The 22327-nt window shown below is 53.4% G+C and carries 20 protein-coding genes and 1 tRNA gene; 8 read left to right on the forward strand and 13 right to left on the reverse strand.

Going from position 1 to position 22327, the window contains the following annotated elements; translation table 11 throughout:
* Positions 1-134: 134 nt before the first annotated feature.
* A complete protein-coding gene (locus EPA93_RS27250; protein ID WP_129890528.1) occupies positions 135-338 on the reverse strand; it encodes a hypothetical protein in 204 nt (67 codons plus the stop codon).
* The gene (locus EPA93_RS27255; protein ID WP_129890529.1) at positions 322-771 is read right to left on the reverse strand and encodes a DUF6249 domain-containing protein; all 450 of its coding nucleotides are present in this window, start codon (positions 769-771) and stop codon (positions 322-324) included. The genes EPA93_RS27250 and EPA93_RS27255 overlap by 17 nt, the downstream gene beginning before the upstream one ends.
* 250 nt (positions 772-1021) lie before the next feature.
* Here EPA93_RS27255 and EPA93_RS27260 point away from each other — a divergent pair, with 250 nt between their 5' ends.
* From EPA93_RS27260 to EPA93_RS27275, 4 genes are read left to right on the forward strand one after another with little or no spacing between them, the layout of a single operon-like run.
* Positions 1022-1654, forward strand: coding sequence for an RNA polymerase sigma factor (locus EPA93_RS27260; protein WP_129890530.1), 633 nt, complete (start codon positions 1022-1024; stop codon positions 1652-1654).
* A gap of 2 nt (positions 1655-1656) precedes the next feature.
* Positions 1657-2223 carry an anti-sigma factor family protein gene (locus EPA93_RS27265; RefSeq protein ID WP_165423423.1) on the forward strand — a complete coding sequence of 189 codons (567 nt, stop codon included), beginning with the start codon at positions 1657-1659 and terminating at the stop codon, positions 2221-2223.
* 37 nt (positions 2224-2260) lie between these two features.
* Entirely contained in the window at positions 2261-3136 is an 876-nt protein-coding gene (locus tag EPA93_RS27270; protein WP_129890532.1) for a UbiA family prenyltransferase, read from the forward strand.
* Positions 3136-4203: a class I SAM-dependent methyltransferase gene (locus EPA93_RS27275; protein WP_129890533.1), complete on the forward strand. Its 1068-nt coding sequence runs from the start codon at positions 3136-3138 to the stop codon at positions 4201-4203. Before EPA93_RS27270 ends, EPA93_RS27275 begins: the two co-directional genes overlap by 1 nt.
* Here the strand turns inward: EPA93_RS27275 and EPA93_RS27280 are convergent.
* From EPA93_RS27280 to EPA93_RS27310, 7 genes are all read right to left on the reverse strand, one after another.
* The gene (locus tag EPA93_RS27280; protein ID WP_129890534.1) at positions 4200-4811 is read right to left on the reverse strand and encodes a TetR/AcrR family transcriptional regulator; all 612 of its coding nucleotides are present in this window, start codon (positions 4809-4811) and stop codon (positions 4200-4202) included. The two genes, EPA93_RS27275 and EPA93_RS27280, sit on opposite strands and share 4 nt — an antisense overlap.
* Before the next feature lie 52 nt (positions 4812-4863).
* Positions 4864-6027: a cytochrome P450 gene (locus tag EPA93_RS27285; RefSeq protein WP_129890535.1), complete on the reverse strand. Its 1164-nt coding sequence runs from the start codon at positions 6025-6027 to the stop codon at positions 4864-4866.
* A 150-nt stretch (positions 6028-6177) separates the two neighbouring features.
* Positions 6178-6660 (reverse strand): hypothetical protein, encoded by a 483-nt coding sequence (locus tag EPA93_RS27290; protein WP_129890536.1) that lies wholly within the window; start codon positions 6658-6660, stop codon positions 6178-6180.
* 227 nt (positions 6661-6887) lie between these two features.
* Positions 6888-6964, reverse strand: a tRNA-Pro gene (locus EPA93_RS27295).
* Between the two features lie 234 nt (positions 6965-7198).
* Positions 7199-7621 carry a cupredoxin domain-containing protein gene (locus EPA93_RS27300; protein WP_129890537.1) on the reverse strand — a complete coding sequence of 141 codons (423 nt, stop codon included), beginning with the start codon at positions 7619-7621 and terminating at the stop codon, positions 7199-7201.
* A 137-nt stretch (positions 7622-7758) separates the two neighbouring features.
* A complete protein-coding gene (locus EPA93_RS27305) occupies positions 7759-8877 on the reverse strand; it encodes a cupredoxin domain-containing protein (protein WP_129890538.1) in 1119 nt (372 codons plus the stop codon).
* A gap of 487 nt (positions 8878-9364) precedes the next feature.
* Entirely contained in the window at positions 9365-11005 is a 1641-nt protein-coding gene (locus tag EPA93_RS27310) for an N-acyl-D-amino-acid deacylase family protein (RefSeq protein WP_129890539.1), read from the reverse strand.
* Between the two features lie 729 nt (positions 11006-11734).
* Between EPA93_RS27310 and EPA93_RS27315 the strand changes: the two genes are divergently transcribed.
* The 3 genes from EPA93_RS27315 to EPA93_RS27325 all read left to right on the forward strand — a co-directional run bounded on the left by EPA93_RS27315 (position 11735) and on the right by EPA93_RS27325 (position 17108).
* The gene (locus EPA93_RS27315; RefSeq protein ID WP_129890540.1) at positions 11735-15418 is read left to right on the forward strand and encodes a BACON domain-containing protein; all 3684 of its coding nucleotides are present in this window, start codon (positions 11735-11737) and stop codon (positions 15416-15418) included.
* Between the two features lie 365 nt (positions 15419-15783).
* Complete coding sequence (locus EPA93_RS27320; RefSeq protein ID WP_129890541.1) at positions 15784-16623, forward strand: hypothetical protein; 840 nt, start codon at positions 15784-15786, stop codon at positions 16621-16623.
* A gap of 179 nt (positions 16624-16802) precedes the next feature.
* Positions 16803-17108: a 2Fe-2S iron-sulfur cluster-binding protein gene (locus tag EPA93_RS27325; protein WP_165423424.1), complete on the forward strand. Its 306-nt coding sequence runs from the start codon at positions 16803-16805 to the stop codon at positions 17106-17108.
* A 110-nt stretch (positions 17109-17218) separates the two neighbouring features.
* On the opposite strand, the gene EPA93_RS27330 is transcribed toward EPA93_RS27325, so the two are convergent.
* The 3 genes from EPA93_RS27330 to EPA93_RS27340 all read right to left on the reverse strand — a co-directional run bounded on the left by EPA93_RS27330 (position 17219) and on the right by EPA93_RS27340 (position 19614).
* A complete protein-coding gene (locus tag EPA93_RS27330; RefSeq protein ID WP_129890543.1) occupies positions 17219-17791 on the reverse strand; it encodes an NADPH-dependent FMN reductase in 573 nt (190 codons plus the stop codon).
* Positions 17788-18552 (reverse strand): antibiotic biosynthesis monooxygenase family protein, encoded by a 765-nt coding sequence (locus EPA93_RS27335; protein WP_129890544.1) that lies wholly within the window; start codon positions 18550-18552, stop codon positions 17788-17790. Before EPA93_RS27335 ends, EPA93_RS27330 begins: the two co-directional genes overlap by 4 nt.
* Before the next feature lie 159 nt (positions 18553-18711).
* Positions 18712-19614 (reverse strand): LysR family transcriptional regulator, encoded by a 903-nt coding sequence (locus tag EPA93_RS27340; RefSeq protein ID WP_129890545.1) that lies wholly within the window; start codon positions 19612-19614, stop codon positions 18712-18714.
* Between the two features lie 193 nt (positions 19615-19807).
* On the opposite strand from EPA93_RS27340, the gene EPA93_RS27345 reads away from it, so the two are divergent.
* Positions 19808-20548, forward strand: a complete 741-nt coding sequence (locus EPA93_RS27345) for an SDR family NAD(P)-dependent oxidoreductase (RefSeq protein ID WP_129890546.1) — start codon at positions 19808-19810, stop codon at positions 20546-20548.
* 88 nt (positions 20549-20636) lie between these two features.
* Here EPA93_RS27345 and EPA93_RS27350 read toward each other — a convergent pair whose 3' ends face one another.
* Positions 20637-21785: a hypothetical protein gene (locus EPA93_RS27350; protein ID WP_129890547.1), complete on the reverse strand. Its 1149-nt coding sequence runs from the start codon at positions 21783-21785 to the stop codon at positions 20637-20639.
* Positions 21786-22327 lie beyond the last annotated feature (542 nt).

Below are 22327 nucleotides of genomic sequence, written 5' to 3' on the forward strand. Positions count from 1 at the left end.
GCTTATCAAAATGAATTAACAGGCTCTAATAATCTTATCGTTTCCTTACCACTCTTCAGTTGTTCAAGTACATACTCAGTGCTTTCGCCTCTGGCGCCTTTTCGGTTCTCCCGTCCGGCGCAAGTGAGATGATATCACTGCTCCGCAGTCTTGTCAAGTGTTTTTTTTGCGAGTTTGAGAAATCTGAAAAAAATTCGTTTTATTGCCCCCTTGCTCCAGAGCGGCCGAACGCTATAGATGCGCCTCTGGAGCCGCTTGAGGCCAGAGACCGCGACGGCAAGGGCAAAAGCCTCTTCTTCGACACGTTCTGAGAAGCCGGCGCTAGCGTTGTCGCTCATTGCGCTCTCGCTCCAGATGATCCACTATCGGAATAACCTTTTTATCCTCCCGATTGCCCTCCTCAAGAGAGACTTGCACATTCTGTTCCAGATAATAGCTCACAATGAGGGCAATGCCCACGCCAAGGGGAATAAGGCCGGGCAAGAGCCAGGGTCCGAGATGGAAAGGAGTTGCCGATAAAGCGGGAGGAAGGATAAAGCCAACCGGATACATGCCTAGCGTCAGGGTCAGGCCAACCATACCCGTAATCAAGCCAGCGCGCAGCATGCCCCGGCTCCGGCGCTGCTTGGGCACGCCATCAGGATGAATACCGGATCTGATTAAGGCCATGCGCTCACGATGATAGAGGAAACGCAGCAGGACAATAAAACCAAAGAATATTGCCAGGGCAATAAGCCAGCCTAGCAAAACAATGACGGCGCCGATTGACATACTCCTCGCTCCTTACGCACACATGGCGCACACGCAAGTCAGGCCTTCTTTCGCTTACACGCCTGACGCAGAACTCTAGCCCAAAAACGCGATTGTGCTCTGACATTTCAAGTTATCACATAACTGCTCACGCTGTCTATGGTTTGCCATACCACCTAAAACCGGTTACAATAGCCTATAAGCAAATAAATTTTTCTAGAGGATGAAACTTTTTGCCTCTAGCCACCCTCTAAAGTAAACAGTAAGGACCATGAGTGAGTACCTGGTGCAATCTTCACAAAGTTTAGGAATATCTATCCCAAATGTTGCTTCGGCCTGTACAGAACAAGATGATGCTGAACTCGTGACTGCCAGTCAGGCAGGAAGTCAGGAAGCTTTTGCTCAACTCGTACAGCGCCATCAACGCCGAGTTTTTAACCTTGTTTTTCGCATGCTACAGCAGTATGAGGAAGCCAACGAGGTTACCCAGGAGACGTTTTTTGCCGCCTGGCAAGGCCTGCACTCCTTTCGCGGTGACTCTCGCTTCTCTACCTGGCTGTATCGCATCGCCTACAATTGTAGCTTGAAACAGTTAGAGCAGCGCAAACGGGATAAAGCTCTCCAAACTGCTATGCAGGAGGAAAGAGCTATTCGCGATCACGGTACTCGTACAGAATTGGAAGTCCGTGACTGTCAGAACCTAGTGCGTGAACAACTCTCGCTGTTGCCGGCCAAGTATCGCATTGTGCTGGTACTGCGCCATCTACAAGAGATGACCTATGAGGAGATGGCCGAAATCCTGACGATGCCGATCGGCACGATTAAAACTCATCTGTTTCGCGCACGCAACTTGCTCAAAGAACGCCTGGAGGCCTTTGAGCAGGAATGGAAAACGAGGGGCTAGCCATGCGCTGTTCTAAAGTGAGTAAACAGCTACAACTTTATCTTGACCGGCAGCTTTCGCTAGATGAATTGCGCGCTCTCGAAGCCCACCTTGCCATCTGCCCCCGCTGTCAGCAGGACCTCTTGCTCCTGGAAGAGGTGATTCAGGGCCTACGCACAAGCGAGCTGGTGGCCGAACCGCCGGACTTGACCCGAAACATTATGCGCCGCATTGCTCTGAGCACGCAGCAAGCTGTCGAGCCGGCTGAAGAGCCTGACTACGCCTTGCTGCGTCCTTCGCTGGTGGAAATTCTTGCCGTTGTGCTTCTGGCGACAACGGCTACCGTTGGTATTTTTCTCTCACTACCATCTCTACGCTCTGCTATTCTCACTGGCAATGGACATGGCATCCTTGCTATTTTGCTGTTCAACGCATATACGCTGCTGGCAAATGTCAACAGCAACACGTTGATGCTCGTGTTCTGGGTCATCGGCACTGTGCTGGGGGTCTGGATCACGCTGATATTGGCCGGCGAGGAAGTACGCTCACAATGGTTTAAAGCTATGCTTGATCGCTTGCCTGTATGGTAATGGCCACAGACCTGGGCCATGATCGGGGTTTATACCGATGGACGTCGCCAAAAAGCGTCGCCCCGCCGAAATAGCGCGTGGGCTCTTTCTGCTCGCACATCCTGGACCTGTCTTCTTTCATATCGTGGCAGTCACGCTCTGTACTTTCGTGGCAGCCTGGCCCCACTTTGCCTGGTCGAGGATGGCACTACTCATCGCGGCCCACACGGCTATGCAGCTCGCTATTGCGATCCTTAACGATTACTGCGATCGCGAACAGGATAAGGGTAGCAAAAAGCCGAAGCCCATTCCGCTGGGCTTGATTCATGCCCACGAGGCGCTGATCCTGGGTATTCTCTTTATCGCCCTCATGCTTCTGCTTTTGTGGCCTTTAAATGGAATGGCACTGCTCATCTCGCTGCTCTATCTTGCGCTTGGCTTAAGCTATAATCTGGGCTTGAAGGCAACGCCGCTAAGCGGGATTGTGTTTGCGCTGTTCATCCCACTGATTCCCATCTATGCCTTTGCGGGCATGGATCATCTACCGCTCTGGTTGCTCTGGCTGATTCCTGTGGCGGCCGTGCTGGGGATAACCCTGAATCTTGCCAACTCGCTCCCCGATCTTGAGGAAGACAGACAGCAGGGAGTTCATACGCTGGCCGTGGCGCTGGGTGTTACAGGCACGTTTGTGGCTTGCCCTCTGCTGCTCCTGCTGAGTATGCTGCTCATTGGCTTGCTGGCCAGCACGCATGTGGTACCTGCTCAGCCCTGGCTGCTTATTCCTACGCTACTCATTGCGCTGGCTGCTCTTGGCGCGTTGCCTTTATTGTCGGGACCGCACAGGCCAATCTCAAGCCGCAAACGCTATTTTTACGCGCTTGTCATGATCTGTCTGCTACTTGCGGCTGGCTGGCTGATAGGAGCTCTTATCTGATGCCGCTACGACTCACACCATTAGAAATTCTACTGGCGCGCCTCAACATTCTGCCGCTCCCTTTGCTTGATGCTCCGCTGGCCCAGGGCATAAGCAAGGCGCTGGTGACGGCTTGCGAACTTGGTATCTTCGACACGCTGGATAAGCAGGCGCTCCCACTCAAAGCGCTGGCCGAGAAGCTAGAGTGCCATCCCCAGGGCCTGCAATTACTGCTCAATCTCCTTATCTCGGCCGGCTATCTGCGCTATCGAGCGGGTCTTTACAGCAATACGCGAATTGCCCGGCGCTGGCTCACAAGCGGCTCAGCAGCCAATGTAGCACCCTATGTCATCCATAGTCCGGATATAGTGGCGATCTGGGATCATCTACCGGAGGTGATACGCACCAATCAACAGGCGATGCGCATGCCTTACGAGGAAGATGTCAGTTCGCCGGAAGCATACAGGCTGCTTGCGCGCCACTATGCCGGCCTGGCGGCTCTGGCAATGGCTCTGGGAGGCGAGGTGGTCTACCGCGTGCCATTACCGCCCGGAGCAAGCCGGCTACTGGATGTAGGCGGTTCGCACGCGGCCTACAGCGTGCTCTTTTGCCGCAAATATGCCGAGCTGCAGGCGACCATTCTTGATATTCAGCCAGGCATTGAGGCGGGACAACGCACGGCGGCGCAGGTGCAGATGCAGGAGCGCTTGAGCTTTGTGTGCGGTGATATCGTACGCGATGACTTTCACAAGCAGTTCCCGGAAAGCTTTGATCTGGCGCTCTACTTCCATATCGCCCATCTCTTACCGGCTGAGCTCAACCAGCAGATTTTGCATAAAGTTGCGCTCAGCTTGAAGCCAGGCGGGGTGCTGGCTTTCGTTGATCAGATCACCGATCGCACTTATGGCCTGCGCCTCAGTTCGCTTATGGTTCAGCTCATGCATTTGACGATGACCACTGTAGGAGGCACATGCTATCAGTTCTCAACAGTGCGCAGCTGGCTAGAGCAGGCCGGCATGGAGCAGGTACGCAGCCATCGCCTGCTCACGCCGGGGGCTGTGCTGATTACGGCCCGCAAGAAAGGCTAAGTTGGAGCCTGATAGAGCCCGTGAATAAAGAGATCGAGCAACGTATCAATGCGCTCGTTGCGCTGCATCTCGCGCAGACTATCATGGACCTGGTGGCCAAGCTGCGGCAAGAGCAAGCAGACGTGCAAAAACATGTATGAGGCCATCAAGCTATTGTGCGGCCTGAGCTCTCCACGAGCGATGCCACGCTCAAGAATACTATGCACGATATCCAGCAGCTTTGCGCGCCAGGCTTTGCCCACCTGCTGCTGTTGTTCAGGGGAAAGCAAGGTATATTCCTGGCGCATAAAGCGGGCCATATCGAAGCTGGGCTCATCGGCAAGGCGCAGCATAATCTGGCGCAGGATTTGCTGCGTTGAGAGCGCTTCCTGTCGGCTGGCGCTGGCAAAGATCTCGTGCAGCTGCTCAAGAACGCTCAAGAGCATCTCATAGAACAATTCCTGCTTATTTTTGAAGTGGTAGAATAGTGCGGGCTTGCTGATATGCAACTGATCGGCGATTGCTTGCAAGCTCACATTGTCATATCCGCCAGCATAGTAAAGTCCGCGCGCTATCTGCAGAACGCGTTGACGGGTGGCGGCTGCCCGACCTTCTCTGTGTTGTGTCATTTTCCGGCGACCCTTTTATAAGATTTGATATACGAGGTTGAACCGGAGACTATTATAGATCAAAGATCATAGGTAGATGCTTCACACCTATTACAAAGGGACTGGTAATTGGTTCCAACGGGCTACCGGGCTCGCGCCGCAGGTTGGGAAATCTCTGCAGAAGGGCTTGCAGGGCAAGGCGGGCTTCCAGACGGGCCAGGGCCGCACCCAGGCAGAAATGAATGCCGTAGCCAAAGGCCAGGTGACGATTGGGCTCACGCCTGATATCAAAGCGCTCGGGATCGGGAAATTGCGCCGCATCATAATGGGCAGAGATGGCCAGGGCCAGCACTACTTCACCCTGAGCCAGATGCTGGCCGCCGAGGGTGGTCTCTTGCTTCGTGATGCGGTTGCCGCCCTGGACGGAAGGCAGGAAGCGCAAGACTTCCTCGATGGCTCCAGGCGTCAGGCTGGGATCGGCGCGCAGGTCCTGCATGGCCTGCGGGTGGGCTGAGAAGCAAAGCACGGCATTTCCGATCAGGTTGGTTGTCGTTTCGTGGCCGGCAATCAGGAGCAGGCGACAGAAATCGAGCAGTTCCTGTTGGCTCAAGTGCTGACCATCGACCTCGGCTTGCAGCAGGGCACCAATGAGATCGTCCTGAGGCCGTTGACGATGCTCTTCAATCGCTTGCGTAAAGTAGGTATCCAGGGCGCGCAAGTTCTCATGACGCTTCTGCATAATCTCAGGAGTAAAGCTGCGGATGTAGCCAGTGACCAGGTTATCAGACCAGCGCTTGAAAAGCTCTCTATCCTGCGTGGGGACGCCGAGCAGGGTAGCAATCACAGTGACGGGCAAAGGATAAGCCAGATCATGGATAATATCGATGTGGCCACGCTTGCTCACCTGGTCGAGCAGGGTATTGACAATCTCGTTGATGCGTGGGGCTAAGCGCTCGATAACGCGTGGGGTGAAGGCCTGCGCTACAATGTTGCGTAGCTGGCGCTGTCGCGGCGGGTCCATCCCCAGAATGCTAGGCTGAGCTGGCTTGCTGCTGCCGGCCGGCGCCCCTGAAGAGAAGGTGGCATGATCAGAAAAGACCTGCCAAACTTCGTCGTAGCGCGAGACCAACCACATGCGCATACGTGGATCAAAGTAGACCGGCTGCCTTTCACGCAGCGTGCGATACTGTTCAGCGGGGAATAGCGTCCATAGCTCCTTCACAGCCTGCGTAACCATTGTCTTTTAACTCCTTCATTGCTGCTCTGCTTGACTTTACTTACCGATCGGTAAGTAAATTATACCAGAAGGATGTGAGGAGTGCAAACTGTGGGTGAGGACGAGGGAGAGAGCTATTTTAGCGCTGCTGGGAGAAGAAGGAGGAAAGAATTATCCACTTTCGATTTCGCACGATTCCGATAACTCCTCCAAAAATCCTGCTCTTAAATAGCGTATAACAGAAGATACTTGTTTAATACTGTTCTGTAGAGTGGGTATAGAAATAAAACGACACATTTGTTTCATTGGTGGAGATAGACGCGAAAATGTTGGACGATTGACCTCGGTAATGACTTTGGTTCTACGTTCATCTGGAGCGACTAAATAGAGTGAAATATTTAGATTCGGTTGCATTGCAATCAAATCGGCCATCCATAGTAGACCTGAATAGATCGATGTAGTGCATTCAATTTCAAAAGCTGCAATAATGGTGTTGCCAGTTAGCCATAGAACATCTATCAGCTCAATGGTTCGATTGGTTGCTGCATCAAATTGGAGGGGTAGCTCTTTTTTCATTCGTGGCAGATCACAAAACCTATGACCATCGAACTCTCGGCTTCGGTCGTTATTTGCCGCCCACACATCAAGGCCCATATCATTCCCGAGTTTTAACAGAAGGGAAACGTTGGGCTCGCACCGCGATTTAACGGGGCTCGCGCCCCGTGCCCCGGTTAAGGGCGAGCCCTTAACAATCCCTTCTCTTGAAAACTGCAAAGCCCTAACAAAAAAGGAAGCTCTTTACAAGAGATCAAATGAGTGGTGTAGGAGGTTCGATATAGCAGAGAGGCAATAAAAAAGCGGCGATATATAAGTATCGCCGCTGGTCGGGGTGAGAGGATTTGAACCTCCGACCACTACAACCCCATTGTAGTGCGCTACCGGGCTGCGCTACACCCCGATTGTTTGGAACGAGATTAAGTATAGCAGAAATATATCCTCTCGTCAAGGCCAATTCAGGCTTTTCAGAGTGATTTTATTATTCCATCCCAGAAGTTCCGTAGAGCCTGCAAAAGGATCAGCCCTCCATCGCTGCGATGCCAGTAAAACCAGCACGCAAGAGGACCGCCCCAGGACATGCCTCGATTGCTTCCGCATAGAAATATCACTATCTGCGGCGCCCATGCCAACCTTGTTAGTGGACGATCACCGTCAGACCCATGCCTTGATGAACCGTGCAATAGAGGTGAAACGTTCCGGCAGTGGAGAACGGTCCAATCTGATGACTTCCCTGCCCTGATAGTTTAACCTCAATGTTGGGGGCGCCAGGCTCCTGGCCATATTTAGGAAGACCATCCTTCCAGGAGCCATTAGCAATCACATGCAGGGTGGACACATCATCGATCAATGTGATGCTTTCTCCTTTTTTGATAGCGATAGTCTGCTGTAAGAACCGGTCAGCATCCATGTGGACGGTTGGCTGTTGCCCCAACGCAGAGGTATTTGCTTTCGCCGAGTTAGATCTTGATGGTGTGCTGACTGCGCCCTCCCGACTGCAAGCGACTATCAGCAGCGTCAGCAGACTAAGAGCTAGCAATGTTTGCAAGATATGCTTCATCGCCTGTGCTTCCTTGCATCCAGAGGCGCAACTACACGTCTCTTGATGCGAATGCGCCTGGGTCTTCAGAGAAAGGGGAAGCTCTAACTTAACATTTTGCTCGCTGCTGTTCCATCTCATATTATTAATCCCTTCCTCTAATTGTCGTCATCTGCGCCTTTCTGCACAATCACAGTAATTTGCTGGGTTGGGAATTCTTTACACGAGATTGTGTAAGTTCCACTTTTCTTAAACAAAAGGAGTTGATGCTCGTTGCGATCAAGTTGAACATCGCCAAGGTCGGCGTCGGGTTTGCTGGTAAATGTCAGATTATAATCGGCAAGATTGGAGAGGGTGAGACTCTGGCCCTCTTTGATAGTCACTGTCTTGGGCGTGAAAAAGTACTGGTTTTTCGGATCAGTATAATTTGCATCGAAGCTAACAGTTGCTACAGGAGTAAAGCCGCATGTGGCACCGGGGGTTGAAGCGACCTGCACTGCAAGTGTGGCGTTAGGATGTTCTTGGCTGGAGAGGGTAAAGGTACCTGCCTTCTGAAAGGGAATATGCTCTGTCTCGCCCGGGTCGACGACAGTAAAGCGTAGACCAGCATCGGGCCTGGCCGTCAAGGTAAAGGATTGCTGGGTGCCATTGTTAATAGTAAGCGTATCTCCCACCTTGAGTGATACACTGCTCTGTTTAAAGGTATTATCAGCACCAATCATTACGGTGACAGGGGCATCACACTTACCAGAGGCGCTGGAAGCCGTCATGTCATCCATTGGCATGCCGCCGTTGGGATAGGGGCTGACAGAGGCCCCCTGAGCAGCGTTCACCACAATGGGCTGATACATGCCCGCTTCCCAATGGCCGCCATAGTGACAGCTAAACTCCAGCATTCCTGCTGGCGCGGTATGGTTAAAGGTGAAGTCCAGCGTTTTCGTTTCACCGGGGGCAATATTATAAATAAAGGCCAGCGCTTTCTTATACACATCATCCATGACCATCGTTTCGGTATTCATCCGATGCATGATGAGGAAATCATGGTGATGTTTCCCCACATTGTTCACCACAAAATGGTACTTCATGCCGGTGACAAACGTGGCCTGGGGAGATTTGACATCAAAGTCTCCGATAGAAATCTTGACAGTTTGCGGGCCCGGTGGGTTTGCGGAGGTCGCGGATGAAGAAGAGGTCTCTGTAGGCGCAGATCCTCCGCAGCCTGCCAACGCGAGAAGTACGAGCGAAAGTGTGACCAAAAAAAGTGTATAGCGTTTCACGTTCCATAGTTTCCTTTCCCTTTTGTCCACCCCTCATGAAGGGAGTGCGTCATGTCGTATTAATAACATCATCTCCGTACAGGTCTTTCTCTGGCAGATGAGCATATCAGATCCAGAGCATAGGAGGGCGTATCGCTACGACATGTTGAAATATGTTGATATACATATTTCTTTAACGCAGATTATATTAGAGAAATATAGAGAAATGCAGAGAATTTGTTTTTACACGCGTTTTTTCCCCAGGAAGTACTATCCTCTGCAGGGGATTTTCACTTAATACAGCAGATATGTGGTTTTTCACGCGTACTGATAGGAGAAGAAAGGAATGTCCTCAACCATCTTCTCAGGCGCTTTGAGGGTAATTTTATTTTTCCATCCCGGAAGTTGCGCAGAGCCGGCAAAAGGATCAGCCCTCCATCGCTGTGATGCCAGTAAAACCAGCACGCAAGAGGACCGATCCAGAAAAGCTCCGCCAGGATGTATAGCCTTACGAGCTGGCTCTATTCACGATCTTGCCAGGAGTGGCGCCGGTATGCTGTCCTCCCTGAACCACGCGTTGCCCATTTACCCAGACATCACGAATGCCCGTCGAAAGCTGGTGGACATCCTCAAAGGTTGCCCGATCCGCGACAGTGGCGGCATCAAAAAGCACGAGATCGGCGTAATAGCCTGGACGCAGCAGGCCGCGCTTCTGCAAACCCAGCCTCGCCGCGACGGCGCCGCTCATCTTGCGCACAGCATCCTCCAGGGTCAAGACTTTTTCCTCGCGCACATATTTTCCCAGCACCCGGGGATACGTTCCATAGGCGCGCGGATGGGTCGGGCCTTGGTCTTTGGCCCATGCTGGATCTACACCCCCGGCATCGGTCGAGACCGTCACCCAGGGCTGGCGCAAGCCAAGCGCAACGTTGGCCTCGTCTATACCGAAATAGATAGTAAAGATGCGATGCTGCTCCGAGATGAGCAGGTCAAATACGGCGTCAATCCAGTGCTGATTGCGCATCTGGGCAATCTCAGAGAGCCGTTTCCCAGTATATTGGAGATTTTCGGGCCGCTCAAAGCCCACCGGCATAACCCTTTCAGGTCCCAGGCCATGGGCTAAAGCCTCCCAATCGCCGCTCGGCTCCAGGACTTCGGCACGCACCTTTGCTCTCGTCGGGGCATCGGTCAGACGCTTGTAAAATTCGTCGCCCTCGGCGAGCCAGGGAGGTAGAACCGAGCTCAAGCCGGTTCCCGAACCGGAGTAGGGATACATGTCGGCAGTGACATCCTGACCGGCGGCACGCGCGGCCTCGATACGGGCTATGGCCTGCGCCATCTTGGGCCAGTTCTCGATACCCGAGGCCTTGAGGTGATAGATCTCGACTGGCAAGTCTGCTTCGCGCCCGATCGTAAGCGCTTCGTCAATTGCCTCCAGCAGCTGGCTCCCCTCGGAGCGCAGGTGGGTAATATAGAGACCACCATAGCGTTTGACGACGCGAGAAACCTCGATGAGCTCTTCAGTTGAGGTGTAGGTATCAGGAGGGTAGATCAAAGCATACGAAACCCCGAACGCGCCATCTTCCATAGCCTCGGCCATCACTCGCTGCATGGTTTGCATCTCAGCAGCCGTTGGCGTTCCTCTGCGCATTCCCATCGCGTACTCGCGCAACGTCCCACCGCCAAGAAACGAGCCGATATTGGGCGAGACCCCACGCTCAACCATCGCCTCTAGCCAGTCACGAAGGCGCGCCCAGCCCTGCGCCCGCCTCACCCAATCCCCCAGCAAGCTACGTTCGCGCACTGAAAGATCCTTCATGCTATCGCTAATCTGTCCTCCCACGGGCGCCGGAGTCCAGGCCTCACCCATGATCTCTGTGGTCACGCCTTGCGTTACTTTGGAAAGATCGCGCGCATCAAGCATAAGAGGGATATGCGAATGACTAAGAATATCGATAAAGCCGGGAGAGAGCACCAGGCCTTGCGCATCCACGACTTCGCGCGCCGCCTCCACAGGAATCTGGCCCGGCGGGGCAATCTCCTGCACATGCTCGCCCTCTATGGCAACATCACCATAGAACCATGGATTGCCGGTCCCATCTACTACCTTTGCCCCTCGAATCAAGATATCAAAGCTGCCTGTAGTCATGGTTTCACCACTCGCTTTCTCTCTGCTGGCTCTCTCATCCGCCCTCCCCTGGAGCGCAAAATCCCAGCCAGAAGCAATACAACACGCCATGAGCACCGAAAAAGATCTGCCAGGCCTTTCTCTCTGCTCAATCATTATTGTACCTGCCAGCCTTTCTCTCTGTAAACACCCCTCGCTTCCTGGCATACGCATTGCTTTATCGAGATTCTAGCAGAACTTGACTGTGCTTTACCCACAGGTACTAAGATAAACATCAGAAAGGGCTAAATCTTATTTATAGAGCATCCATAGCCAAATCCGCTCGGGCTCACCCTTCTTGCATCTTCCCATCTCAAAAACACAGCTTGCTTGATGTGACGAACTCAGCAGTCCCAACGTTCTAAGATTAGAGATCTATTTATAAGTGTTGCAATAAATCTGAAGTAGTTAGGGCGAGATAGGGGCAGCAAGAAAACAAGGTGCCACCTGCATAGCACGTTCGAGGCTGCGCAGTTAAAGGGATAGTGGAATTGGATAGCTAGTTTGTTCAATTGCAGGCGATCAGTATAAATGCGCGGAGCAGAAATAGTCGTAGCCTATCACGAAAGTGCCACGGGACCTTTCTATACGCTGAGATTCTAGAGCAGCTCGCTCGGCGTACTCCATGCTCAAATCTTCTTAAAACATATGGAGCAAGCACAATCTCAGCGCGCCAGGTTGTTCTCGCGGCGGAGAAGAGATGAGAAATTTATGAATCAATGTCCATATTGCCATGAGCCGTACAGCTCAGCTTCTGCGTACTGCGACAAATGTGGCGCTTATGGCAACCAGATGGCGGCCAATGGGCACCAATTTCAGCCAGCAGGGGCAAATTTCGCGCAGATAGCGCCAGCCGGGGAGAGCTTCGAGCCCGCCGCACCAAACTTTGAGGCGGCAAACTCCCAAAACCCCAACGCCTATTACAATAATTACCCTAATGAGCCTCAAAACTCCAACAAGTTTTACAACAATTACTCTAACGCACCTCAAAATCCCAACGGCTACAATCCTCAGTTCTCTAACGAACTCTACAATAATTCTAATGGCTATAATGCTGGTTACGCCAATGAGCCTTACGATCCTAACGATTACAACGCTCAATTCTCCAACGAGCCTCAAGATCCTAACGCCTATTACAATAATTACCCCAACGAGCCTTATGATCCTAACGGCTACAATGTTCACGTCTCCAACAACTCTCAGCCCAATCTTAACAGCTACAGCGGCAATTACTCTACTATACCCGCTGAGCCCAATAACTACGGCGTTGACCACTCTACTATACCCTATAATGATCCCAACGACTATAATGGCGATTATTCTACTATATCCACCGATGCCAATAGCTATAGCGGCAACTACTCTACTATACCCTCTGAGACTAATAGCCACAACAATATCAACTACTCTACCATGCCCTATAATGATCCCAACGACTATAATGGCGATTATTCTACTATATCCACCAACGCTAATGGCTACACTCCTAACTATTCAACAGTTCAGATGGAATCATCCCCTAGCGATAATGCTAACTTTATGGAACAGGGCCTCTATAGCTTAAGTGATGCGGCGAGACGCATCGCAGCCGTAGATCAAACAGATTATCGCAAGCCACACGTACCCCGTCTGGCTCCTCTGTCAGACCCGACAGGCCAATTTCAGGGCCAGACAGTTCCACCTTCCAACCCTTCAGAATCTTTCATTATGACCCAGCCAGCCCGGCAGCAGATTGCGCCAGAGCACATGCCTGATAACTGGCCTCAAGAGGCAGATACAGGCGAACATGATCCCTGGCTCAACCACAACGATCCCTTAATAGGACGCAGTTTCCCTAACAGCAACGAAGCCGCGCGCATTGAGAGAGCAGATGTGAAGCGAGCGCGAGCCGAAGGCTTCAAAAATGTGGTCATGCCCGAACTAGGAAAGCGTAAAAATATTCTCCGTATCGTGCTACTCTGCGTAGGAGCGCTGGCCCTCCTGGCCTTGATCATCGATGGCGCGCTTGGCTTCCTGGTAATAACGCGACCCGACCAGCAAGCCAACAAGTCTGGAGGACCGCCCTTGCTAACGCTTTCTACTCATACAGCCTCATATAATCAGAACGTCACGCTTTTCATAAGCCATTTTCCGGCATCGCATTACGTCTTATTGATGCATGACATTGGGGAACCGCTCCATGTCAATAAAACTGGCAGCGCGATCATACGCACGGCAGCCGATGGCTCGGCAAGTGCTGTTATTTCTATCGATAAAAACTGGGAATCGGGTCAGCATACCATCGTAGCTGAAGATACCATTACTCATTACACAGCCAACGCAACCATCCAGATAGCCGAGGGTGCGTCCCTACCTTCCCAGTTGAAGCTGAGCAGCACAAAACTTGATTTTGGGACAGCCACGCAAGGTGCTAACACTATTCGTACCATCAGTATGAGCAACACGGGTAGCACACCGATTTCCTGGACAGCCAGCAGCGATCAGCCCTGGTTATTGGTCTCGCCCGATCGGGGAACCTTCAGCGAAGATCAAACTGTGCAAATAGGCGCTCAGCGCACGGATCTCAATCCTGGCAACTATGAGGGAACCATCACAATCTCATCCAATGTTGGCGCACCGCAAAAAGTGACGGTTACCATGGGAGTTAGCGCACTGAACACAAGTGCAGGCGCGGTTTTAACCGTTACGCCGGCGGTACTCTCTTTCACAGCCAGCGATGGCGGACAAGCACCCGATCCGCAAACCCTGACCATCAGCAATCCCGGCTCACAGCCCCTCAACTGGTCGCTGGCTTCGAATACGACGGTACAGAGCAGCGTTCCGTCTACTCCGGCTACGGCCCAGGCTATGGGCAACTGGCTCAGTCTTGACCAGAATTCCGGCACAACGCCGCCAGGAGGAACGAGCACAGTCCATGTGATTGTGCAGAGCTCTCATCTTTTGCCCGGCACCTATATCAACGCCCTGACCTTTAATGGCGATCAAGGAGCGCAGAATAGCCCGCAAAGTGTCAGCGTCTCGCTCACGGTGCAGCCCGCCTGCAGCCTTGTCCCGAGTACCGGCACAATCTCCTTTACTGCCGTAGCCGGACAGGATAATCCAGGCAATCAATCACTCACGCTACGCACCAGCACTGGTTGCGCCAGTGCCATTCCCTGGACTGCCACGCCCTCGGCTAACTGGCTCTCCATTACGCCGCCCAGCGGCCAGCTAAAAGACCCGACCACTATATCCATAAGTGCAAATACAAGCGGCTTAGCGCCAAAAACCTATAACGCGACCATCTCGCTAGTCACGCCCCAGGGTACCCAGTCGATCGCCGTTCAGCTTACCGTGCAGCCGTCCACAACTAACGCGCCGGTTATCAGCGCCGCGCCGTTGAGCATCAACTTTACGGCAGCCGCCAATCAAGCCAATATACCCGGCCAGGCTGTCACCATTACGAATACGGGCAGCGGTTCCCTGCAGTGGAAGGCGGCCAATGCTTCCCAGAACTCAAACTGGCTCAGCTTCTCGCCAGCATCTGGCACAATCGCAGCCGGCCAGACCAATCAAATGACGATACACGTCAATACCAGTTCGTTATCCCCGGGTAACTATAGCGGACAGATAACGCTAAGTGGGAGCGGCGACAACAACGTAAAAGCTGGAGGTAGTCCGCAGACCGTCACCGTTAACCTGGTGGTCTCGTCTCCCTGCGCACTCACGCTACCATCGTCTAACGCGCTATCCTACACAGTCGCGCAGAACGCCAAGTCTGCGGCACCACTGGCTCAGCGCTCTGTCTCGCTCACAGCCTCCGGCAACTGCAACTGGCCCCTGAACTGGCAGGCCCAAACCGTGGGTAAGGTTTCCTGGCTTACGCTTTCGACGAGTAGCGGAAAATTCACGGCCAGCGGCCAATCGGCTACGATTACTCCTCAGGTTGATCCTTCTGGCCTGGCTCCCGGTACCTACACGGCCCAGGTGGCGATTACCGCCAAAGATGGATCTGGAGCATCCATGCAAAGCAACCCGCCCACGTTCTCAGTCTCGCTCACGGTGCGCGCAGCCTGCAGCTTGAGCATCTCACCGGAAAGCCTGACATTTACGGCCCAGGCCGGCCAGAGCTCGGTCCCGGCACAGACGCTGCACATAAGCCAGAATGGCGGGTGCAATGGCCCCGCAAAATGGCAAGTCACGCCTGATAGCAACAGCGCCAGCTGGCTCAGCGTGAATAATGGCAGCGGGGCCGGCTCTGGCAGCGTCACTGTGAGCGTAAATCCTGGTTCGGCGGCCGCCGGTACAAGCCAGAAAGGGACGCTCACAATCTCGGCAAGCGATGGCAACGTGACGGTTAATCCACAAACCGTGACGGTGACGCTCAATATTACTGGCTCCACAAATCAGAAGTGAGCTTGCTCGCTATGGAGATAGCACAAAAGTGTTATCTCCATAGCTTTTTCCTGGCTCACAAGGTACGAGAGCCGCGTGCACAGCCAGGCCCAAAGCCGATTCCAGTCAGCCGCGCACGCCGCTTGTATCCATGTTGTGTGCTGCTGCCTCTTAATACATCCTGGAACAAAATCACTTGACCTGCCTCGTTTCAAACGTGTATACTTTAATTCCACAGAGGATACAGAGCAGCCGGATATACAGAGCTGCAGGCATTCTTCAGCCGCGCTCGCTTCGAAAAGGATACAAACAGTAAAGATATCGCAGGGCAAATCAGGAAATACTGTATCAGCAGATTAGTTCTCGACGGAAGTTAGAAATTTTTTATGGAAACAAAACGCTGTCCCGGGTGTCATCGCTTGCAACGAGCCACAACGAAAACGTGTAGCCATTGTCAGTACGTTTTCGTCAAGAAAAAGCCAAGGATACCACAAACTCTGGAGCAGACAAATCAGTTTATTCCGCCAGCCTCGCCCCATCGCGCCGGGCACTATTCGGGGCTCCATCCAGAGGATCAACCCTATCAATCGAGCAAAATCGCGGTCCAGAGCCTGGCCAAACCCGAGACAGAGCCGCGGCGCCTGGTACAGCATGAGCCCGAGCAAATGAGCTTGCCCGCGCCGCAAACGGCGGCAATCCTGGAATGGCACAACAAAGCAACCTTACCATGCGTGGACAGCATAGAAATAAGTCGAGAAGAGCGTGGCGCTTTCTTGCGCAAAGTCTTTCCCTCGGGGCGCGCTATATCGGTGATTACCGCAGCTTCCTGCATCATCTTCCTATTGGCCAGCAGCATCGTAGCCTTTGCCCTGATCAATAAAGAGCCAGCTACCGCCAGTTCCGCCCATAGCCAGGCCAGGGTCACTGCCCGCATTAGCCCCACGCAACCCACCTTGCTTACCCTCGAAGGGAGCGGCTTTGGCCCAGCTGATCTCATCGTCTTCACCTACGACCAGCACAAAAGGCTCAATAGCCCGGCCGGTCAGATCTTACAAACCCATGCTAATGGGCAGGGAACATTTAGCGTACAGGCGCTCCTACCCGCCGAGCATCGCACAGGAAGCTTTTCCGTTGAGATCACCGATATGGGCGCTACAACATTTACGCTAACCGTTCAGGTCACAGGGGCAACAACTTTCCAGGACCCCCTGACGCCACTGGGATAGAGGCAAGGTCCTGAACGAAACCGCAGGGGCGCCTCTGCGCGCATTTTGTTGCCTATCATGTCAGCCAGAATTGTTGACGCTCTTTACCTTCTGTGCTACACTCTGACCAGAAGAAACGACCTGTGGGTCGCCTCATATTTTTTGAACTAATTCTTACATCGTTACAACGGAGGATAGACGTGCCAACTATTACGTACGTGCGTGAAAATATAAAGGTTGATGTGCCAGAAGGCGATAGCGTGCGCTACCCGGCCCTGGAAAATGACGTTCCCGTCTATTGTGGCATATACAAATTTGCGAATTGCCATGGCAATGGTCTCTGTGGCACTGATCGTGTCGCTGTCTCCCCCTCCACAAACACCAATCAGCTGTCCTTTATGGAGAAGTTCTGGCTGCGCAGCGATCTGAGAAAGAATCCTAACATGCGCCTCGCCTGTCAGGTGAAGGTCTTTGGGGATGTCACCGTCGAGACACAGTGCAAATAATTTAGAGGAACGATCCTCCCTCCAGTTGCGCACTGAGCTGCAGGCCAGATGAGCAGTGAGGCAGGCTTGTGTTCCTGCCCCTCTGCATAGTTACTTCGCACACCTGCCCCTCACACGCTGGTTGCCTCAATACGCAGCGTCTTCAGGGCACCAGCCCAGCCAAGCAACTGATCAAGCATGGCATTGAGGGCATCCACCTGGTGAGCAAGTGGCATTAAGGCGCTATAATTCTCGAAGTCAGCGAAGAGCGAGAGACTAACCTGAGAGCGCACATCAGCGATCTGTAGTTCGGCCATCACCAGGCGCAGATGCTCTACGGCGCGTGCGCCGCCGACGCCACCATAGCTGACGAAGCCCGCCGCTTTATTGCTCCACTCGTCATACAGATAATCGATGGCGTTTTTGAGCACGCCTGGCGGGCCATGGTTGTACTCGGGCGTGATAAAGATGTAAGCGTCGAGGGAGCTTATCTTCTCAGCCCAGGCCTTAATATGCGCCTGACGATCCTCTTCCAGTTCCGGCGGCAACGACTCGCCAAGGTGCGGTAGGGGAAAGTCCTTGAGATCAACGAGCTCAAACTTAGCATCGCTACGCTTTGCCGCAATCTCCTGCACCCAGCGCGCAACACCTTCGCTCTTGCGGCCCGGACGCGTGCTACCAATAATGATTCCTACAGTGATCATGCCGTTTCCGCTCCCTTTCCTGGTCCGCTATACGCGCCAACAACGCGATAATAGGCGGGAAAGCTGGTGAAGGAGATGGGACGCGTGCGGCTATGCATAGCCTGGATCGCAGCCACATAGCGCTCTGGCGACTCCCATTCGGCGATATTGAAGAAGTTAAATTCCGGTCGGCTCTCCTGCTGGCCAAGCTGCTCGGAGAGAAAGTTGCGCAGGCGCGCTTCAACCTGCGGATCTAGCTCTAAAAGGCCCGGCCCGAAAGAACCTGGCGGGCGCCCGATCTCCTCCATGCTCGTGACGATCGCGCTAAACTGTCGGCGCATCTCTTCTTCCTGACCAGTTGGCACGGCAAACGGTACGATAAAGGTAAAGGCCGACTTGCTCGCTGGCTGCCAGGCCATACTCTCGCCCGCCGAGACTCCGGTGAGCCGGGCCAGACGATAATAGGCGGGATAATTGGGATAAGCTATGGGCTTGCCGCGCGAGGGCTGACGAATGGCGGCTTCGTAGCGCTCCAGCGATTCCCACCTGGCAATATTGACGAAGCTAAACCTGGCCCGCCCCTGGGGTCGCTGCTCTAGCCAGCGCAGGCCCTGCTTATCAGCCAAATACTGCTCAAGCTCATGATCAACTGCATACAGCCGGGCGGAAATAAAGCCTGGGGCCTGGCTCAATGGCTCGGCCACTGCGTGCCACTGCCGGCGCATGTCTTCTTCCTGGCCGGGTGGCACCTCAAACGGCACAATCAATGTGAGTTCTGGCATAACTGTGTTTCCTTTCTTAGCCGAAAAGGCTTATTGCTACCTGCGCATAGTATAGGCAAGAAAAGAAGCGCTGGCGCTGTACAGAAGAAGAGTCATACGCTGTCCAAAAGGTCAGAAATAGCTTGTCGGCCCGACAGGCTAGACAGAGCGCCACCAGGATTACGCGGGGTCCGGCTGCCCTTCCGCGATCGCTTGTTTCACAAAGGTCTTGAAGGCCTGCAACGCCTTGCCCTGGGGAAGCGGGATCGCGCGCGTAATGAAGCCAATGGGCAAATGGAAATTCCAGTCTGCGATGCTGCGAATGACGGTCCCGGCCGGGATATGCTGTGCGGCAAGCTGGGGTACAATAGCAATGCCCAGGCCAGCGGCAACGGCTTGCTTCATCACTTCAAGGCTGCCGATCTCAATATTGAAGGTCAGCGGGAGGCCGTGGGCCATAAAAGCCTGCTCAATCGCCGTTCGATAGGCGCAGGGAGGATAGGTAAGCATGAGGCACTCGTTTTGCAGATGGCTGAGGGTAATGGCGGCTTGCGCCTGCAAGGGATGCTCGCGGGGCAGCACAAGAACCATCTCATCGATCAGCAGCGGCTCAAAAGCAAAGCCGCTACTGGCCGGGGGTGGCGTTGAGATGCCAAGATCAATTTGATTTGCTTCAAGCTGCTCATGCGTACGAATCGTGCTTAAAATCTCCATTGTCAGGCGAATGCGCGGATAGTGCGCCCTGAACCTACGCAAGGCGTGGGTAAGATACAGACGCGCTACCGGCTCGATCATACCCACGCGCAGATAGCCGCTCTCTCCCCCGATTAAGTCCGAGAGATCCTGCTGCATCTGCTCGACCTGATTGAGCACGTGCTGGGCATGCGTAAGCAAGGTCTGGCCGGCCAATGTAAGTTTGATCTTACGTCGGCGCCGATCAAAGAGCTCCACGCCCAGCTCTTCTTCTAGCTGCTGAATTTGCAGCGTAATCGTCGATTGGGCATACTGTAAGCGCTCAGCAGCCTGCACAAAGCTGCCCTCTTCCGCGATAACCTTAAAGGTTTGCAAATGGCGTAAATCCACCGATTCAGCTCGCTTTCTTCCTGCTCAATCTATCAGAAAAACTGAATGAATCATCCAGATACTTTGTATTGCTTAATATAACATAGCCTGCTATGCTTGTGAAGTAGAAGAGCGAAGAAAAAAGTTGACCACGAGAATGACGTCTGCGCTTAGGTGCGGGCAGCAAAGATAGCAGAAAGAAAGGCAGCTTGGAATGAATTTACATAATAAGGTAGCCCTCGTTACTGGCGGTGCGACAGGTATTGGCAGGGCAACCAGCATCGCCCTGGCCCAACGCGGGGCCACGGTCGCGATAAACTATGCGCGCTCACAGACTGAGGCCGAGGAAACGCTAAGCCTGGTCAAGCAGTCAGGCGGGCAGGCCATAGCGCTCAAAGCCAACGTCTCAGTAGATAGCGAAGTACGCGCGATGGTTCAGGAGGTCGCGCAGCAGTTCGGCACAGTTGATCTGCTTGTCAACAATGCCTCGATCACGCGCCACATCCCGCTCGCTGACCTGGAAGCTGCAACTGAGGATGCCTGGGACGAGCTCTACGCGGTAAACGTCAAGGGCATGTTTTTCTGCGCCCGGGCCGTCGCCCCGCTGATGAAGCAAAAGAAGCAAGGGGCGATTGTAAACGTTGGGAGCATAGCTGGGCTGACCGGGGTTGGTTCCTCATTGCCCTACGCGGTCTCCAAAGCCGCAATACATGGTCTGACAAAATCGCTGGCTCATGCACTTGCCCCGGAGATAAGAGTTTGCTGTATTGCGCCTGGCGCCGTCGCTACACGCTGGTGGGCCGGTCAGGAAGAGCGCAGGCAAGAGCTCTTGCCGAACCTCTTATTGCAGAACATCGCCACACCCGAGAATATCGCTAATTTCATCTGCGCAGTTCTAGAGCAGGATGCTTTGACTGGCCAGATTATTACCGTAGACAGCGGGCAAACTCTCTAACCGTAGCTTCCCTCCTGATCATAGGCACAGGAGATCTCAGGCTTGCGCATACGACAGGGACGATGTAACAAAGTGGCTTAAGCGCTCGCTAGCGCACAGCAAAGTAGAGCGCTTGCGCCAGCTTGCCATTCCAATATATCTCTACTTTTCCCGAGGCTGGTACCTGATAGACCATAGAAGCCCCACCGTTTGCAGTTTTGCCCTCCTCTACCACTTTTGTATCGTCCTCGACGGTCCGGTAATAGACGCCATTCATATACCACTTGGTGGAGACCGTACCCTTCGTCTTGGGATGCTGGATGCTATAAGTCACCCAGAATTTCTGGCCGATCTGAAAGACTCTTTGCGGCTGCATGGCCACGGAATGGTCATCTATCTTAGCCGTGGTGGTCGCGGAAGGAATGGTATCGAACTCAGGGCCATGCACGACAGTATCGGGCGGATCTGGTATCCCTGGGCCTGCAGTAGGCGAGATGCTTGGCGGTGGGTTGCCGGTGAGGAAACGCTGAAACTGATCAAGCTTTCCGCTGGCTTTGGCATAATAAGCAGTACCACCACAAGCCAGCAAGGCCACGATGATTACGCTTAAGAGGCCACTGATAATGCGATACCGCGGAATAATCGGTCGCGGCTTGGTATACATTGGGGGCACATAGATGGCCCCTTCGGCCTCTGGCAGGTCGGGCAATAACTGCTCAACACTCTGCACCGGCACGAGCTGCATGGTTCCCTGCGGAAAACCAGGCAGATTCACTCCCGGTTGATAGGGAACTGGCAACAGCGATTGCGGTGGCTGTTGGGACGGGCTCGCCTCTTGTGACGAAAACTGGCCCCACTGTTGTTGGGCCGGACTCACTTCCTGAGGCGCGGGTTGACCCCACGGCTGCTGGGCAGGGCTCGCTTCCTGAGGTGAGATTTGACCCCACTGTTGTTGGGACGGGCTCGCCTCCTGGAGCGCGGGTTGGCCCCATTGCAGCGGCTGCGATGGCGCGTTACCGCTATACGACCAGAGAGCATTAGGGTCGGGTAAAGGCTGCGAATTAAACGAGGCTTGAGATGCCGGCATACTCCCCGAATTAGTTGCCTGATTTGGGGAATTTCCCCACGACGGAGCTACCGGTTCCACCATGCCCCAGTTTGCAGCTTGCGGGCTGCTCAGCAGAGGTGATGGCGCACCACACTGCGGACATGGTGCTTCGTTCTCTGGTCGCGCAACGTTACAATATGCACAGAACATCTTTTTGCTTACCTCGTCGATATGTCTTGATTATTAGAAACATTAGCATTGATGACCTGTAGGATCAAGTTTTGCCGCCGCCAGTAGGGCAAAAGGGCTATGTCGCTCTACTCCTCATTCTGTATAAAGATGTATCAGCGCTCCTTACCCAAACTGGCCTACCTATCCCTGCTACGCACATATCTTACCCAAAATACAACTTAACAAATATATAGAAATAAATGTAATAGTAATAATTTTTCACATTTTTTACTTTACTTACAATTTAAATTCAAAATACCCCATAGGCTTTCCAGTACTCAAGAAAAAGCTTTGTGAAGGGCTCATTTGCTCGCTGGCGGCGTCCCTTAAGCGGGGAACAAGTATCGCGGCGTAGCTCCCATGTTTCCTTTCCTGTCAGCAATGAGACGAGACAAATGAGCAGTGGAAAGCCCTGGGAGCATGCTCAGATCCCTTGAATACGCTAGCGGCACATGTTACCATTACACTAAACAGGCCTTAAAGTCACAGTACAGGCCAGGATAGGACAGGAGCAGACTAAA

The organism is Ktedonosporobacter rubrisoli, from assembly GCF_004208415.1.
Lineage (GTDB): Bacteria > Chloroflexota > Ktedonobacteria > Ktedonobacterales > Ktedonobacteraceae > Ktedonosporobacter > Ktedonosporobacter rubrisoli.

What these genes read in the sequence shown, in the direction of transcription:
- EPA93_RS27255 (WP_129890529.1), bottom strand. Translation starts at nt 771, where the DNA reads ATGTCAATCGGCGCCGTCATTGTTTTGCTAGGCTGGCTTATTGCCCTG.
- EPA93_RS27335 (WP_129890544.1), bottom strand. Translation starts at nt 18,552, where the DNA reads ATGCCAGAACTCACATTGATTGTGCCGTTTGAGGTGCCACCCGGCCAG.
- EPA93_RS27280 (WP_129890534.1), bottom strand. Translation starts at nt 4,811, where the DNA reads ATGACACAACACAGAGAAGGTCGGGCAGCCGCCACCCGTCAACGCGTT.
- EPA93_RS27320 (WP_129890541.1), top strand. Translation starts at nt 15,784, where the DNA reads ATGGAAACAAAACGCTGTCCCGGGTGTCATCGCTTGCAACGAGCCACA.
- EPA93_RS27260 (WP_129890530.1), top strand. Translation starts at nt 1,022, where the DNA reads ATGAGTGAGTACCTGGTGCAATCTTCACAAAGTTTAGGAATATCTATC.
- EPA93_RS27350 (WP_129890547.1), bottom strand. Translation starts at nt 21,785, where the DNA reads ATGTTCTGTGCATATTGTAACGTTGCGCGACCAGAGAACGAAGCACCA.
- EPA93_RS27270 (WP_129890532.1), top strand. Translation starts at nt 2,261, where the DNA reads ATGGACGTCGCCAAAAAGCGTCGCCCCGCCGAAATAGCGCGTGGGCTC.
- EPA93_RS27265 (WP_165423423.1), top strand. Translation starts at nt 1,657, where the DNA reads ATGCGCTGTTCTAAAGTGAGTAAACAGCTACAACTTTATCTTGACCGG.
- EPA93_RS27315 (WP_129890540.1), top strand. Translation starts at nt 11,735, where the DNA reads ATGAATCAATGTCCATATTGCCATGAGCCGTACAGCTCAGCTTCTGCG.
- EPA93_RS27300 (WP_129890537.1), bottom strand. Translation starts at nt 7,621, where the DNA reads ATGAAGCATATCTTGCAAACATTGCTAGCTCTTAGTCTGCTGACGCTG.
- EPA93_RS27250 (WP_129890528.1), bottom strand. Translation starts at nt 338, where the DNA reads ATGAGCGACAACGCTAGCGCCGGCTTCTCAGAACGTGTCGAAGAAGAG.
- EPA93_RS27290 (WP_129890536.1), bottom strand. Translation starts at nt 6,660, where the DNA reads ATGGGCCTTGATGTGTGGGCGGCAAATAACGACCGAAGCCGAGAGTTC.
- EPA93_RS27310 (WP_129890539.1), bottom strand. Translation starts at nt 11,005, where the DNA reads ATGACTACAGGCAGCTTTGATATCTTGATTCGAGGGGCAAAGGTAGTA.
- EPA93_RS27330 (WP_129890543.1), bottom strand. Translation starts at nt 17,791, where the DNA reads ATGATCACTGTAGGAATCATTATTGGTAGCACGCGTCCGGGCCGCAAG.
- EPA93_RS27345 (WP_129890546.1), top strand. Translation starts at nt 19,808, where the DNA reads ATGAATTTACATAATAAGGTAGCCCTCGTTACTGGCGGTGCGACAGGT.
- EPA93_RS27275 (WP_129890533.1), top strand. Translation starts at nt 3,136, where the DNA reads ATGCCGCTACGACTCACACCATTAGAAATTCTACTGGCGCGCCTCAAC.
- EPA93_RS27285 (WP_129890535.1), bottom strand. Translation starts at nt 6,027, where the DNA reads ATGGTTACGCAGGCTGTGAAGGAGCTATGGACGCTATTCCCCGCTGAA.